At 52.8% G+C, this 12,886-nt stretch carries 23 protein-coding genes; all 23 read left to right on the top strand.

From position 1 onward, the window contains the following. Positions 1 to 2 precede the first annotated feature (2 nt). The 23 genes from J5224_RS15645 to terL all read left to right on the top strand — a co-directional run bounded on the left by J5224_RS15645 (position 3) and on the right by terL (position 12,885). Positions 3 to 2,054, top strand: coding sequence for a Mu transposase C-terminal domain-containing protein (locus tag J5224_RS15645; protein WP_264626251.1), 2,052 nt, complete (start codon positions 3 to 5; stop codon positions 2,052 to 2,054). Positions 2,055 to 2,090: 36 nt separating this feature from the next. Beyond that, complete coding sequence (locus J5224_RS15640; protein WP_264626250.1) at positions 2,091 to 2,984, top strand: AAA family ATPase; 894 nt, start codon at positions 2,091 to 2,093, stop codon at positions 2,982 to 2,984. Between the two features lie 12 nt (positions 2,985 to 2,996). After that, complete coding sequence (locus tag J5224_RS15635; protein WP_264626249.1) at positions 2,997 to 3,230, top strand: hypothetical protein; 234 nt, start codon at positions 2,997 to 2,999, stop codon at positions 3,228 to 3,230. Positions 3,231 to 3,235: 5 nt separating this feature from the next. Next, positions 3,236 to 3,433 carry a hypothetical protein gene (locus J5224_RS15630; RefSeq protein ID WP_264626248.1) on the top strand — a complete coding sequence of 66 codons (198 nt, stop codon included), beginning with the start codon at positions 3,236 to 3,238 and terminating at the stop codon, positions 3,431 to 3,433. After that, a complete protein-coding gene (locus J5224_RS15625) occupies positions 3,423 to 4,061 on the top strand; it encodes a DUF3164 family protein (protein ID WP_264626247.1) in 639 nt (212 codons plus the stop codon). The genes J5224_RS15630 and J5224_RS15625 overlap by 11 nt, the downstream gene beginning before the upstream one ends. Before the next feature lies 1 nt (position 4,062). Continuing rightward, on the top strand, positions 4,063 to 4,251 hold the full coding sequence (locus J5224_RS15620) for a hypothetical protein (protein ID WP_264626246.1): 189 nt from the start codon (positions 4,063 to 4,065) through the stop codon (positions 4,249 to 4,251). Positions 4,252 to 4,331: 80 nt separating this feature from the next. Then, positions 4,332 to 4,808, top strand: a complete 477-nt coding sequence (locus J5224_RS15615) for a hypothetical protein (RefSeq protein ID WP_264626245.1) — start codon at positions 4,332 to 4,334, stop codon at positions 4,806 to 4,808. A 321-nt stretch (positions 4,809 to 5,129) separates the two neighbouring features. Further along, on the top strand, positions 5,130 to 5,345 hold the full coding sequence (locus tag J5224_RS15610; protein WP_264626244.1) for a hypothetical protein: 216 nt from the start codon (positions 5,130 to 5,132) through the stop codon (positions 5,343 to 5,345). Further along, positions 5,342 to 5,791 (top strand): hypothetical protein, encoded by a 450-nt coding sequence (locus J5224_RS15605; protein ID WP_264626243.1) that lies wholly within the window; start codon positions 5,342 to 5,344, stop codon positions 5,789 to 5,791. Before J5224_RS15610 ends, J5224_RS15605 begins: the two co-directional genes overlap by 4 nt. Further along, complete coding sequence (locus J5224_RS15600) at positions 5,788 to 6,291, top strand: hypothetical protein (RefSeq protein WP_264626242.1); 504 nt, start codon at positions 5,788 to 5,790, stop codon at positions 6,289 to 6,291. The genes J5224_RS15605 and J5224_RS15600 overlap by 4 nt, the downstream gene beginning before the upstream one ends. Further along, a complete protein-coding gene (locus J5224_RS15595; protein ID WP_264626241.1) occupies positions 6,281 to 6,613 on the top strand; it encodes a hypothetical protein in 333 nt (110 codons plus the stop codon). Before J5224_RS15600 ends, J5224_RS15595 begins: the two co-directional genes overlap by 11 nt. Further along, on the top strand, positions 6,610 to 7,011 hold the full coding sequence (locus J5224_RS15590) for a hypothetical protein (protein ID WP_264626240.1): 402 nt from the start codon (positions 6,610 to 6,612) through the stop codon (positions 7,009 to 7,011). Before J5224_RS15595 ends, J5224_RS15590 begins: the two co-directional genes overlap by 4 nt. Beyond that, the gene (locus tag J5224_RS15585) at positions 7,008 to 7,421 is read left to right on the top strand and encodes a gp16 family protein (protein ID WP_264626239.1); all 414 of its coding nucleotides are present in this window, start codon (positions 7,008 to 7,010) and stop codon (positions 7,419 to 7,421) included. The genes J5224_RS15590 and J5224_RS15585 overlap by 4 nt, the downstream gene beginning before the upstream one ends. Before the next feature lie 2 nt (positions 7,422 to 7,423). Beyond that, positions 7,424 to 7,858 (top strand): Mor transcription activator family protein, encoded by a 435-nt coding sequence (locus J5224_RS15580; RefSeq protein WP_264626238.1) that lies wholly within the window; start codon positions 7,424 to 7,426, stop codon positions 7,856 to 7,858. Between the two features lie 68 nt (positions 7,859 to 7,926). Then, positions 7,927 to 8,217, top strand: a complete 291-nt coding sequence (locus J5224_RS15575) for a hypothetical protein (protein ID WP_264626237.1) — start codon at positions 7,927 to 7,929, stop codon at positions 8,215 to 8,217. 86 nt (positions 8,218 to 8,303) lie between these two features. After that, entirely contained in the window at positions 8,304 to 8,657 is a 354-nt protein-coding gene (locus J5224_RS15570) for a putative holin (protein WP_413544682.1), read from the top strand. Positions 8,658 to 8,659: 2 nt separating this feature from the next. After that, on the top strand, positions 8,660 to 9,388 hold the full coding sequence (locus tag J5224_RS15565; RefSeq protein WP_264626236.1) for a transglycosylase SLT domain-containing protein: 729 nt from the start codon (positions 8,660 to 8,662) through the stop codon (positions 9,386 to 9,388). Next, a complete protein-coding gene (locus tag J5224_RS15560) occupies positions 9,372 to 9,998 on the top strand; it encodes a hypothetical protein (protein ID WP_264626235.1) in 627 nt (208 codons plus the stop codon). Before J5224_RS15565 ends, J5224_RS15560 begins: the two co-directional genes overlap by 17 nt. Then, the gene (locus J5224_RS15555; protein WP_264496468.1) at positions 9,995 to 10,237 is read left to right on the top strand and encodes a hypothetical protein; all 243 of its coding nucleotides are present in this window, start codon (positions 9,995 to 9,997) and stop codon (positions 10,235 to 10,237) included. Before J5224_RS15560 ends, J5224_RS15555 begins: the two co-directional genes overlap by 4 nt. Next, complete coding sequence (locus J5224_RS15550; protein ID WP_264496469.1) at positions 10,234 to 10,527, top strand: hypothetical protein; 294 nt, start codon at positions 10,234 to 10,236, stop codon at positions 10,525 to 10,527. Before J5224_RS15555 ends, J5224_RS15550 begins: the two co-directional genes overlap by 4 nt. Then, entirely contained in the window at positions 10,527 to 11,027 is a 501-nt protein-coding gene (locus J5224_RS15545) for a DUF1804 family protein (RefSeq protein ID WP_264626234.1), read from the top strand. The genes J5224_RS15550 and J5224_RS15545 overlap by 1 nt, the downstream gene beginning before the upstream one ends. Beyond that, positions 11,020 to 11,223: a hypothetical protein gene (locus tag J5224_RS15540; protein ID WP_264626233.1), complete on the top strand. Its 204-nt coding sequence runs from the start codon at positions 11,020 to 11,022 to the stop codon at positions 11,221 to 11,223. Before J5224_RS15545 ends, J5224_RS15540 begins: the two co-directional genes overlap by 8 nt. Continuing rightward, positions 11,224 to 12,885 (top strand): phage terminase large subunit, encoded by a 1,662-nt coding sequence (gene terL, locus J5224_RS15535; RefSeq protein WP_264626232.1) that lies wholly within the window; start codon positions 11,224 to 11,226, stop codon positions 12,883 to 12,885. Position 12,886 lies beyond the last annotated feature (1 nt).

Here is a 12,886-nt window from a genome sequence, read left to right as displayed (position 1 = left end):
ATATGAGTGGGATTAACCTGAAATCACATTATACAGCTCAAGAAATAGCTTTTATGCGTTTACCTGGTCTTCCTGGTACTCGCCCCGGAGTTTCAGTTCGAGCAAAAACGGAAGGTTGGAGTTCTCGACCACGCTCAGGGCAAGGCGGCGGTTATGAGTATGCATTAGATTCAATGCCGTCAGATATTCAAAATAAAATACGCGAGTATTACTACAACACTCTGCTGCAACAGCAGCCCGTCAAGGCTCCAGCAGTAACCAAAACCACTGCATCATCCAGCCAGTTGCTTGAAATCGTGCGTCAATGTCCGGCTGTGCTCGACCAGAAAACCGCCGAACTGACGCAGAAACAACGCGATATCGCCGACGCCCGCATGGTGCTGGCCGTCGAAGTGCTGCGTCTGGAAGATACCGGCCTGTCGCGCATTAAGGCGATTAATTTTATCTGTGACCGGTCACGCACCTGTGACTTACCTGAACACCTGCAAAAGTACGTTGATCTCGCTAATGCCCGTAAGGGCCAGCGCGTTGGCGTTAGCGTTCGCGCTCTGAATCAATGGGTTATTGACTATCTGCGAGCAAGGAACAGTTCGGAGCGTCTGGCGCTTTTAGCTCCTGGTCATAAAAAGGCCAAACAACCGGAGCAAGTCGCCTGGGTGCCTATGTTTATGGCGCATTACCGCAGCCCCAACGGCCCCACTGTTGCAGAAGCCTATAAAGATTTTTGCGCCGAATGGATGCATCACTATGCAGATCAGCCTGCAATGCGTGATGCCATCCCCTCTATACATGCCGTTTACCGAGTGATGGACAAAATGCCAAAAATTGTACGCCAACGAGGCCGTGTCACGGGTTCAGCCATGACCGCCCTGCAAACCTATGTTAAGCGTGACTGGTCTGTGATGCCTGTTAATGGCGTCTGGATCGGTGATGGCCACAGTATGAAAATGAAGGTCGCTCACCCCGACCACGGGCGCCCGTTTACGCCTGAACTGACACTGGTTATCGATGGCCGCACCCGCTACGTGGTGGGCTGGAGTCTTGCGCTGGCCGAAAACACGCTGGCAGTCGCTGATGCTCTGCGCCACGGTATCGAACATCACGGCGTACCGTTGCTTTACTACTCCGATAACGGGGCGGGTGAAACGGGCAAACTGCTGGATGCTGATATCACCGGTATTCTGCCGCGCCTTGGCATCGAGCACCCCACCGGTATTCCGGGGAACCCGCAGGCACGAGGGATCATCGAACGTCTGAACAAGGAGATCCCCGCCCGCATTGCCCGTAAGTTTGCCACCTACAACGGCAGGTCAGCAGACAAAGAAACCGCACGTATCACCAGCCGTGCGATTGATTCTGCAATGAATGCGTTGAATCAGAACAAAGCATTAAACGCGGTACAGAAATCTGCGATAGCCAAACTGCCAAGCTGGAGCCAGTTAATTGATGCGATTGAAGATGAAATCACCGCATACAACACGCAACACCGGCATAGCGAGTTACCCCTACGCGCCGCAGGTGGACATTACACCCCCGCCGAATACCGCGCCGAGCTGCTGGCCGACGCTGAAATAGACCGTTTATCCGAAGCCGAATTGCGCGAAATGTTCCGCCCGCAGGTCAAGCGCATCGCGCAGCGCGGCTGGCTGTCCATTTTCAACAACCAGTATTTTGCCGAAGCGTTGATCCAGGTCGATGGCGAAGAGGTTCTCGTTGCGTTCGATATTCACGACGCCTCAAGCGTCACCGTTCGTCGGTTGGATGGCTCCTTTGTCTGCACTGCCATTGTCAACGGCAACACGCGTGCGGCATTCCCTGTTGATTACATCGAGAAGGTTCGCAAAGACCGCCACAGCCGCCGTATGGCGCTTGTTAACAAGAAAGCAGAGGAAATCGACGCCGAGCTTCACCCTGTTCGCACTATCGAGCAGTCGCCCGATTTTGGCGCGTTGCTGCAAGGGGATATGGCTCAACTTAATGATGACCGGGAACCGCTGTTTTTATTTGAATCTGAGCGCGAAGACTATTTGCGCCAGAAAAATAAAGCCGTCTGACGGCAACCAGACGGCCTTAGAGACTGGAGAACTTAAATGACGATTAAAGAGCAGTTAGTCGAACTGATGGAGCGCAAGGGATTAACACAATCTCAGGTGGCGCGAGCCATCGGGAAAAGCCCTGCGGTAATCAATCAGTACCTGCAAGGTAAATATAACGGTGATGTTGACGGCGTCAACCAGGTTGTAACTGATTTTATTGAGCGTATGCGTGAAAAGGACAAATTAAAACGCATTGAGGCGCGTTTCGTGTCCACCTCCACATCACGTAAAGCGCTGGAAATTATCCGTCTGGCGCACGTTGATGCCGAAATCAATGTGATTTATGGCGAGGCTGGACTGGGTAAAACAATGGCGCTGAAAGCGTATGCGGCGGATAACTCAACGGCGCTCCTCATTGAAGCTGACCCCAGCTATACCGCACGCGTTCTGCTTGAAGAGATTTGTAACCGACTCAATCTGTCCACACGCGGCAACATGCATGAACTGTTTGAGTTATGTGTCAACAAGCTGCGTGACTCGGGCTATCTGCTGATGATTGATGAGGGAGAGTTATTGCCGCATCGCGCACTGGAGGTACTGCGACGCATCCATGACAAGAGCGGGATCGGCATCGTTCTGGCCGGAATGCCCAGGTTGATTCTGAACCTCAAAGGTAAGCGCGGCGAGTTCGTGCAGTTATACAGCCGCGTCGGCTTTGCCCTGAATATCGGCAATTCCTTACCACAGGATGACACCGACGTTATCGCGGGAAACCTGATACCAGAGGCATTTACCACTGAAATAGGTGCGGTTCTTTATAAAGAGAGCAAGGGCAATGCACGTCGCTTATTTAAATTACTGCGCGGTGTAGTCCGTACCAGCCACATCAATGACCGGCCCGTGAATATTGAGACTGTCCGCCAGTTTGCCGCAATGCTGATTAATTAACGAGGTAATGCTATGTGCCAGTTACCGATTCATAACCCCGAATTAATGAAACCCATTAATCGACTGATGCGCTCTGGAATTAACGTTGTGGAATATCACGCTAAATTCCGTCGCCCGGTCATCGTTGTTGATCGCCCCTTTGTATCCTGGGAAAAGGGCGCGGTTGATATAACCGAAACCCGCAATGGTGTGCAGTGCAACGTCAAAATGACGGTATGGCGCGGCATACATGTGATATGGAGATAAACGCAATGGCAAAAGTGGTAATTACGATTGCTGATAAAGCGCGTGGCATTGATGTGCAATGTCAGATAGAGCCAGAGAACGGCGATAGTAGCCTGGCTAAAACGATAGCAATAGCAGTCGGTGCGGGACTGGCTGGTCACGTAAATGAAAAGGTTTTAAAAGCGATCCAATCTGCCAAAAAGGGGAAAGTTAATGTCCATTAAAAATAAGCAATTCACTGAAACCACTGCCCCAGCGGGGTATTGGGTTGACGCCAAAGGCGTTTTAACGCCAGAGCACCTTATCAAGCCAATTGATATCTCACGCGATGAGTTAGTCGCGGATTTGATAGGTCGTGCTCTGACCGTTAATAAGGCACTGGCTGAGTTTAAACTAACAGGCTTTGCCGATATCGCCGCGTTTGTTGCGCTATCAGGTGATGAATATGGCGTTAGCCTGGGGGGTAAGAAAGGCAATGTGACGCTATATAGCTACGATGGGCGCTACAAAATCCAGCGAGCCATGCAAGACCGTATTGATTTTGATGAACGACTGCAAGCCGCAAAAGCGTTGATTGATGAGTGCTTGGCGGATTGGGTCGAAGGGGCACGGCCCGAGGTGCACGCCATTATCAACAGAGCTTTTCAATCTGAAAAAGCGGGTGAGGTTAACACAGGGGCGGTACTGGCACTGCGCCGTCTGGAGATTGCTGACGAACGCTGGAAACGGGCAATGGATGCGATTGGTGAAGCGGTGCAGGTTGTCGGCAGCCGTTCCTATATCCGCGTTTATGAGCGTATTGGTGACTCTGACCAATATCGACCTATTTCGCTGGATATTGCGGGGGTGTGACGTGAACGCCATTGAGTTTAATAAGAAGTATAAAGTCGGGGCGGCGTTTCATCATTCCTACCCCGCTTTACGTGGCTCTCGCATGGTTAAAACGGTGGGGATTGCCCGCGACTTTGATTGTGGCGCTATTGTTGAAATTAATCTGGAGCCTTATTTCGTCAAAATTAATACGTTAAAACCTGCAATCTGATTTAAAGCGCAATTAAAACATCTTTAAACATGGCGTAAACCCGCAGGGGCTGGCTTACGCCTAAATCGGGAGAACTGAAAATGTCAGTGACCAAAACTAAAAATGATATTCAGGTTAAATGCACGCGTTGCAGAAATAACCACCTTAAATCTGAACGTATAGACGTGCTCGATCCCAAGGCTAAAGATTTCATTACATATAACTCAACCTGCCCGCGTTGTGGCTGCAAAAGCTATTACAACTTAACGCCGAAGGTTGCGTGGTGCTGGGCCAGTGGGCTGATTGAAACTGGCGATGAACTCCCTGCTGATAGTCCTGATGGTTCCGGCGTTATTCAGATTGCCACAGGGCCTGAATATGCCCTGTGTGCATTTCTCGATGTGCTCGCCCGGCATGGTAAAGGTGCTAGCAAAGGTAAATGGCTGGTTCCTGGTGTACCGGAGGCTCCTGATGGTGATGCCGCCATCGAGGCTTTGGAAGCCTGGCTGAAATGGTGCGGATCTCGTAAAGCGATACGTGATGGTATTACGCTCTCATCAGGCGGGAGGGCTAAATAATGTCTGTTTCAGTCAATGTTTCCGTTCGATATACCAGCGGTGTTTATTTTGCGAGAGCAAACGGGAAAACAGCGTCATGCACTTATAACCCTGCTGTAGCGGTAAATAGTGTAGGCAAAAAACTATTTGGTGATTTGCAAAAGCTGGTTATTACGCAGGTAAAGCCCGTCTCCCTTAATGAAAAAGGTCAGTTTGTGATTTCTCCTGACCCTTCACAGTCCTGCCGCATATGTGGCTGCACATTCAGTCATGCGTGTGCATCCGGGTGTTTTTGGGTTGAAAGCGATCTGTGTAGCCACTGTGCAGTGCGCGGGGTGTGATATGGCAATGGTGAACAGTTGTGAATACCTGGATAACGGCGCAAGACGTATTTACCGCCTGAATAATGGAACCCAGGTAAAAGAGCGACCGGCATTGCCGGGAAAATCCCGCTTTGAGTTTTACGATGCACGCGGTAATCGCGTTTATAAGTCGTCAATTCAACGGGAAATGAAACAGGCCATTGAGCGCCATAAAAAATTGTGGAGATTGTCATGAGTAATGTTCGCGCTAATTTGCATCTGCTGGATGATTTTATTGCCAATAATCTTGACCTGGGTGACCGGTGGCTCAATTTGCTGGCTAATTGCCGCGACGAACTGCTGGAGCTGCGCCCGAAAGTTGGCGAACTTGACCAGCAGGCACTCTGTCATGTTGGCAATCAGGTCGTGGGCTGTTTCATCAATCGATATGAGCTTGATGGTGACACTGAAACCCTCTCGCTAACCCTTCATCACTCGCTGGAGGGCCAGACTCTGGAGCAGGATGTCACGCTGAATGCGCACTGTGGCCGTTGGCAGGTTGCTATTACGCTGGATGGCTTTCCAGATATGGAAACCCCAGCGGGGGCACTGTTTAAACTCTCTGACTGGTTTTTGCGCTTAGGGCTGGCTACACGGATTTCTCCCGAAATGGAGCAACGGTTGGAGGCGCTGACAGAATGACTAATGCTACCCAACAGCAAACAGCGGCGCGTGAGCGCCGCCCGTCAACGCCTGCTACCAGTGGTAAATCCATCACTAAAGCGCAGTGGGCGCAGATCACCGAAAAATTGCAAGGTTACTTTTGTCTGGTGAGATTCCAGTATCAAAATACGGTGATAACAATCTCGCGTGAACGTTATGGCGAGAGCCGCACCTTTCTGGCTGTGTATTTCGATGGAAAGATGGCTATTGGGTGGGGACAGGAAGATAGCGAGGCTTACAACCCGATAACCAGGCTTTTTTGGTGCGAAAAGAAAAAGCGCTATTACTCCGCTAAGCGTGTGGCCGATATTGAGAAATCATTGGGTAAGCGCTCTGCCCGAAAGCATTTCCCGAAGCTCCATGAATCACTGTCTTATCGTATTCCCTTGTTTACGAATTCTACCAGTCTGGTACGCCAGTTTAAGAAGGTTGAAGGGCTTATCTGGTTGCGTGAGAAGGAGGTAAGCAGTGAAGCATAATATTCATATCGACGGGCTGAGCGAGAAAGCCATGACTGACGTGGGCATGTCTATCATGGGCGGTCTTGTGATGTCAGGCCGCAAAGCTGTGCGCAAAGTTGCCCGGTACACAGCCATAGCAATCCTGTTTTTTACGCTGGCGTCATGGCTGTTGTTTAAAACGGGACTGACCGCAGATGATACCGATGGTGCATCCCGTTCCGGGCTGGTGACGTATACCGATGCTGCCACCGGCTGCCAGTACCTCAGCGCGGGCGGTTCAGGCATTACGCCAAGAATGGACAAGGATGGGTATCAGGTTTGCGCGGAGAAACGCCAATGACCAACCTTAACAAGAAACAGCAGGCCGCGGCGCGTAAGCGCCGCCAACGTGCCCGACAGGTGAATAAGTTCGGGCAGCACAGACTAGAGTTGATGTTATCCGACCGGGAATTGCAGGTGCTGGAAGAGAACTGCAAACGCCGTAATCCGGGCCGTGAACCTTACAGTAAGACGGATTATGTTTCTCTACTGATACTTTGCGATAACGAACGCCTGGCGCGGCAGGAAGCAACCCTGGGCGTTTGCCCGCGTTGTCATGCAGCGTTGCCTGCGGGCTGTGATGGCTTGTTCAAAGGTGAAGCGGCATGTTGGTTTACGCGTGATTTTCGGCGTTTGAATCTAACGGGTGTGACCGGTCACGCGCAATTAAGTGATGAGTGTGGGGAGCAACAGCCATGAATATTCAGCAACGCCGTATGATTGGTGCGATTAAAGCGGGTCAAGCCGCGCTCGGGTGGGATGATGTGACCTACCGCAGCGTGCTGGCCCGACTGACGGGCAAGCCCTCATCCACCCTATGTACTGTCGCCGAACTGGAGCAGGTTAAGGAGTATATGCACCAGCAGGGCTACCCACGCAAGGCGAAAAAGCACGGTCGCAAGCCGAGCGTTCCCGCCAGCAAAAAAACCGTACTCAACAAGATTGAGGCGCTGCTGGCTGATGCTAAGCGCCCGTGGCAGTATGCCGAGACTATGGCACAGCATATGTTTGGTGTACGATATGTTGACTGGCTGGATATACAGCAATTGACCAAACTCATGCAGGCGTTGATCATCGACGCCAAACGTCGAGACAAAACCGAGGGTTAATCATGGAACTGGAACGCGTTGCCGGGCTGCTGCCCGATGTAGTCCTGCAAATAGCCGACCTCATCGGCTTTCCGGCAACCGCCCAGCTTTTGGAGAAATTCGGCGGTACGACGTTCCCGATTGGCAAGGGGATGAAAGCGTTAGGTGCACAGCGTGCAGAGCTGTTACGAGAAACGATTGGCAAAGACAAGGCAGCGTTGCTGGTCAAAAACTTTGGGGGGGAAATCCTCTATCTGCCACGCTGTGACCGCGCCCTGAGAGCGTTGCGTAACGAACGCTTTCTGTCTGAGTTTGCTGCGTTACGTGATGGTGGCAGTTCTGGCCTGATGGCGATGACAGTGCTTTGTCCCAAATATGGTTTTTCTGACCGGTTCGCGTGGGAACTGGTGCGGGAAAGTAAAACGGCGGTAACACACTCACAACAAAGTCTTTTTTGAGAAAAATGATGAGAAAATCACTTTTTATACTTCTAATGTGCATTGGTTTCACTGCGTCAGCTAACGATATGAGCCAGTTGGAAACGGTAAACAAGGCATTAACTGGTGACTATCAAACTCAGCGAAATTTAGCCTTTAACTACAGCAACGGATGGGGGGCAAAAGGTGATGTTGATTTTTTCCCAAAAAGCCCTGTTCATGCTTGTGCGTGGCGCAAAGTAATCTTGCTTACCAATACGGACAAAATCGATAATAACGATTACAGCAATGAATCAATTGACTGTAAAAATGTCCATCCGACAGAAAATAAGGACGTTTGGTCACTGGTTTTCGGCATCTTACAAAAAATGAACAAGTAATAACAACCTTACCACTGAACCCCTTCCACTGACTCACCGCCCCGCGTAATTCAATACTGACCACCTCACATATACGAGGTGGTTTCATGAACATTTTCAACAATAAAATCTTTGGTCTCTCCCGCCTTAAACGGCTGCTGGGCTGGCAGTTCATGGCGGTGCTGCTATTGGTGCTTATCGCCCTGGTCTCGCCGCAGCAACTCACCGTTGTTATCTATAAGATTTCACTTATCACCCTGGCCGCCGTGCTGGGTTATTGGCTCGACCGCTCGTTGTTCCCCAAGGCCACGCCGGGGCAATACCTGGAGCACTCGCCTGACTTGATGCAATCCGGCGTCTATCCGGTTAAGCCTGGCTGTGATCGGGTATTTGCAGCGGCGCTGATTCGTCGCGCGATTATCGTTGCCGCTGTCTGCCTGGCTGTGGCGATGGGGTTGTGATCATGGGCTGGCCGCAAATCACCTGGCTTGTGGTTACGTCGCTGGTTTTGGGCATAAACCTGATGCAGCACGGTAAGCTACGTACCGACAGGCATAACTTCTGGGGGAAGTTATTCGATGCGCTGGTTACGGCGGGTGTGCTGTGGGCTGGCGGTTTTTTTGGTCAGGCGCACGCCGCCCAGCCACCGGCTGCGGCACAAGCCTACCGCAGTGATGTTATCCGCAGTGCGCGTCTGGACTGGGGGATTAATGCCCCGGTTGCTGATTTTGCCGCGCAGTTCCATCAGGAAAGCGGTTGGAACCCGCGTGCCGTTTCCCCTGTGGGGGCTCAGGGGCTGGCGCAGTTTATGCCCTCTACGGCTGACTGGTTCAGCCGCCTCATACCTGAATTATCCTCCAATCAACCCTTTAACCCTGCCTGGGCTATTCGAGCCTTAACGCGTTATGACCGCTGGTTGTGGGAGCGTGTCAGTGCTCGCAGCGAGTGCGAGCGTATGGCAATGACGCTGTCGGCCTACAACGGCGGATTGGGTTGGGTACAGCGCGATCAAACGCTGGCAGCACAGCGAGGGTTAGACCGTCAGCGCTGGTTTGGTCATGTTGCCACGGTTAATGCCGGACGAACTGCGGCCAACTGGCGCGAGAATCGCCACTATCCGCAGCGTATTCTGCATGAACTGGCCCCGCGTTACCTGACATGGGGAGGTCGTAGCTGTGATAGCACTATTTAGAGCCTACTGGCCGCACCTGCTGATACTCGCCGCCGTTGCCGCATTTGGCTACAAATTCGGACATGACGCGGGCGAACACGCCCAGCAAGCCGAGTTACAGGCCACCATTAAAACCCTGTGGGATAGCAGCGATAAGAAGGATGCACAGATTCTGGCCTATGAGAAAGATAAGCGCCAGGCTGCCGAGCAACACGCCGACGCCTTGCAGAAAGCCCAGGCGGATGCGGCGGCACAACGAGCCCGCGCTGACAAACTCGCCGCCGAACTGCTGCAAACCCAGGCTGAACTTTCCCAGGCCAATGAACAGCGTAAAAAGGACATCCCTCATGCGATTAAAAATGATGGTCATGCTTTTACCGGCATTGGCCCTGACAGCTTGCGCCTCTACCGCGCCAACCTCGGCTATACCGATGTCGGAATGTCCGGCACCGGACAAGCCCCCGGCGGAGCTGCTTTATATCCCGCCGATGCCACCCGCACCCGAGGCGGACTCTCCCCAACCGGACTCCTCGGCCACAGCGGCGACTATGGCGAATGGTGTCTGACGCTACGCGGCAAGCTTGAGCAACTCAACAAGTTTTATAACGACAACAAGGAGCGCAGCAAGTGAGCCCTGAATGGACGCTCGGTGTCGCAATGACCTTGATCTCAATGCTGTTTGGCCTGGTAGTGCGCGGCCTCAGCGAGACACTGAAATCGCTGCGGGCCGACGTTGAGCGCATCAAAAACGATTACCAGCGTCGTGAGGATGCACGGCGCGATCAGGATTCCGTCATGGACGCCTTACGCGACCTGAAAAAAACGATTGAACGTATCGATAACAAACTGGACAGGAAAGCAGATAAATGAAGGCAAGGCAAAAACGCCGTGTGCGCCGCGTCAGTGCGGTAGTCGAAGGCATTGATACCCAAACCCTGAACACCATTAAAAACCGCCTGGCGGCGCTACAGGCTCAGACGTTTCCGGCGTCTGACCTCTCGGCGATCGCCGGTCAGCTTGATCGCATTGAGCATCGCATGGACAGCATCGAAGCCGCCGCCGTTCGCCAGGGCGCTATTGCCGGTGGCGTCGCGGGCGGTGTCGCCGGTGGGCTAATTACCACCACGATTTTATTAATCAAAGCACGGATGGGGTTGTAATGGCGCACCCGCAGGAGATCCGCGACAAGCTGCGGCGGGCCTACATTTTCGGGCAGATGTCCCTTGAGATTGCCTCCGCGCAATCGGGCGTCGCGTTCGGAACGGCACGGCGCTGGAAGAAAGAGGCGCAGGACGCGGGCGATGACTGGGACAAGCTGCGGGCGGCTCATGTGATGGCGGGCGGTGGTCTTGAAGATATTGGCCGCGCGGTCTTAACCGGGCTGGTAACGCAGTACCAGACCACGCTGGAAATGCTCAATGGCGCGGCAGGTATCCCAGCGCGTGAGCGCGTCGAACTGCTGGCAAGCCTGGCAGATGCTTTTAACAAGGCAACGTCGGCCAGCAAGAAGATCCTGCCGGAAACCAGTGAGCTGTCCGTCGCGCTTGAGGTTATCCAGTTGCTGTCAACGTTCATCCGTGAGCGTCACCCCAAACACCTGGAGGCGTTCGTCAGCATCCTTGATGGCTTTGGTGAAGAGATAGGAAAACGTTATGGCTGACAAATTAATTCGCGTTAACAATGAAAACGCCGTAATGGCAAGTCAGATAACCCGTATAGAGCGGGGCTGCTACGGCGATGTTTTCGTCTGGGCCGATGGCGTAAAACACACTCTGCTACCGGGCTACGGCGAAGCCTGCTATCAGGCCGAGACGCGCATTATCAATGAGATTAACGCGGCATTAAGCGGGGATTAAATGGCGCGTAAATCCAACAAGCTGACCGCCAAAGACTTTGCCAAAGAGCTTGAAGAACTGGCGGCAACGCTACGCCGGACTATCGAGGCCGAATGTGTCGGCTTTGATCCGTCAGCGGCGGCCATTGCTGAGCGACGCGCCTGCGTATTCGACCCGGTCAGCGGGTATGACTATTTTGTTGAGCACTACTTCCCGCACTATGTGCGCCACACCGATAAAAGCGAACTGCATAAATACTTGTTTACGCGCTTGCCGGAGATTATCGCCAGTACCAAAGGCGAAAATGATGCCATAGCCGCGCCGCGTGGCGAGGCAAAATCAACGCTGGTCAGCCAGTTGTTCTCGCTGTGGTGCATCATCTGTGGCTTTAAACATTACCTGGTCATCGTGATGGACTCCATCGATCAGGCCTATCCGATGCTGGAAGCCATCAAGGCCGAACTGGCGTTTAACCCCCGCATCGATATGGATTTCCCCGAGGTGGCAGGCGGTGGTCGTGTCTGGCAGGCCGGAACCATTGTCACGCACAACGATATCAAAGTGCAGGTGGCGGGCAGCGGTAAAAAGCTGCGTGGTCTGCGCCACGGCCCGTACCGCCCTGATTTGGTAGTGCTGGATGATATCGAAAACGACGAGCAGGTGCGCAGCCCGGAGCAGCGCGACAAGCTGGATAACTGGCTGAAAAAAACCATCCTGCCGCTCGGTGGTGCGGGTGCCAAGTTCGACGTTATCTATATCGGCACCATCCTGCATTACGATTCTGTCCTGTCGCGCACCCTGAAAAATCCCCTGTGGAAATCGGCACGCTTTAAAGCCGTTATCCAGTGGCCGGTCAACATGTCGCTGTGGGACGAGTGGGAAGAGATCCTGCGCAATAACGACAGTAATGGCGAATGGATGGCGAACGCATTTTACCAGAGCCACAAGCTCGAAATGGACGAGGGTGCGGTGGTGTCCTGGTCTGCCCGTCCGATACTGACGCTGATGTTGATCCGCGCCCGTGACGGTCACAGTACCTTTGATTCCGAGTACCAGAATGACCCGGTCAGCGGCGAAGATGCCCCCTTTGCTAACTGCATTACATTCTGGGTAAACAGGCTTAACGAGTGGCTTTTCTTTGGTTCATGTGACCCCAGTCTGGGGTTGCATGGGAAAAAACGTGACCCAGCCGCAATACTGGTCGGCGGTTTTAACCGCCACACCGGAATCCTAGATGTTGTGGAAGCATCTATCCGTAAGCGCGTTCCTGACAAAATCATTTCCGACATTGTCGAGTTTCAGAAAGTCTATTGCTGTTTGGTCTGGTCGTTTGAATCAGTCCAGTTTCAGGAGTTCCTCCGCGCAGAACTGGTAAAACGTAGTGCTATATTGGGCATCCCCGTTCCGGCCCGTCCGGTAACACCAAACAGCGATAAGTTGCTGCGCATCGAGTCCTTGCAGCCACATATGGCAAACGGATTAATTCGATTACATCCGAGCCAATCTACATTGATTGACCAGTTGCGACACTTCCCGATGGCTGACCATGACGACGGCCCGGATGCCTTACATATGCTGTGGGCGCTGGCCGTGTCTGGATTTGGTGCATTTTCATTTACCCCCGCTCCCCGTCATTCTGATTCTGATGACCGGGGCAGTCGTTTTGGCTCTGGAGGCTGGTAGT

It is taken from the genome of Candidatus Symbiopectobacterium sp. NZEC135 (genome assembly GCF_025962695.1).
Note: the sequence above shows the minus strand (reverse complement) of the source record. Positions and strands in the feature narration are given on the sequence as shown.

Excerpts from the sequence above, each read along its gene's own strand:
- J5224_RS15590 (WP_264626240.1), top strand. The coding sequence starts at position 6,610 with ATGACCAACCTTAACAAGAAACAGCAGGCCGCGGCGCGTAAGCGCCGC.
- J5224_RS15540 (WP_264626233.1), top strand. The coding sequence starts at position 11,020 with ATGGCTGACAAATTAATTCGCGTTAACAATGAAAACGCCGTAATGGCA.
- J5224_RS15600 (WP_264626242.1), top strand. The coding sequence starts at position 5,788 with ATGACTAATGCTACCCAACAGCAAACAGCGGCGCGTGAGCGCCGCCCG.
- J5224_RS15645 (WP_264626251.1), top strand. The coding sequence starts at position 3 with ATGAGTGGGATTAACCTGAAATCACATTATACAGCTCAAGAAATAGCT.
- J5224_RS15575 (WP_264626237.1), top strand. The coding sequence starts at position 7,927 with ATGAGCCAGTTGGAAACGGTAAACAAGGCATTAACTGGTGACTATCAA.
- J5224_RS15580 (WP_264626238.1), top strand. The coding sequence starts at position 7,424 with ATGGAACTGGAACGCGTTGCCGGGCTGCTGCCCGATGTAGTCCTGCAA.
- J5224_RS15565 (WP_264626236.1), top strand. The coding sequence starts at position 8,660 with ATGGGCTGGCCGCAAATCACCTGGCTTGTGGTTACGTCGCTGGTTTTG.
- terL (WP_264626232.1), top strand. The coding sequence starts at position 11,224 with ATGGCGCGTAAATCCAACAAGCTGACCGCCAAAGACTTTGCCAAAGAG.
- J5224_RS15635 (WP_264626249.1), top strand. The coding sequence starts at position 2,997 with ATGTGCCAGTTACCGATTCATAACCCCGAATTAATGAAACCCATTAAT.
- J5224_RS15550 (WP_264496469.1), top strand. The coding sequence starts at position 10,234 with ATGAAGGCAAGGCAAAAACGCCGTGTGCGCCGCGTCAGTGCGGTAGTC.
- J5224_RS15545 (WP_264626234.1), top strand. The coding sequence starts at position 10,527 with ATGGCGCACCCGCAGGAGATCCGCGACAAGCTGCGGCGGGCCTACATT.
- J5224_RS15570 (WP_413544682.1), top strand. The coding sequence starts at position 8,304 with ATGAACATTTTCAACAATAAAATCTTTGGTCTCTCCCGCCTTAAACGG.
- J5224_RS15625 (WP_264626247.1), top strand. The coding sequence starts at position 3,423 with ATGTCCATTAAAAATAAGCAATTCACTGAAACCACTGCCCCAGCGGGG.
- J5224_RS15585 (WP_264626239.1), top strand. The coding sequence starts at position 7,008 with ATGAATATTCAGCAACGCCGTATGATTGGTGCGATTAAAGCGGGTCAA.
- J5224_RS15610 (WP_264626244.1), top strand. The coding sequence starts at position 5,130 with ATGGCAATGGTGAACAGTTGTGAATACCTGGATAACGGCGCAAGACGT.
- J5224_RS15640 (WP_264626250.1), top strand. The coding sequence starts at position 2,091 with ATGACGATTAAAGAGCAGTTAGTCGAACTGATGGAGCGCAAGGGATTA.
- J5224_RS15615 (WP_264626245.1), top strand. The coding sequence starts at position 4,332 with ATGTCAGTGACCAAAACTAAAAATGATATTCAGGTTAAATGCACGCGT.
- J5224_RS15605 (WP_264626243.1), top strand. The coding sequence starts at position 5,342 with ATGAGTAATGTTCGCGCTAATTTGCATCTGCTGGATGATTTTATTGCC.
- J5224_RS15630 (WP_264626248.1), top strand. The coding sequence starts at position 3,236 with ATGGCAAAAGTGGTAATTACGATTGCTGATAAAGCGCGTGGCATTGAT.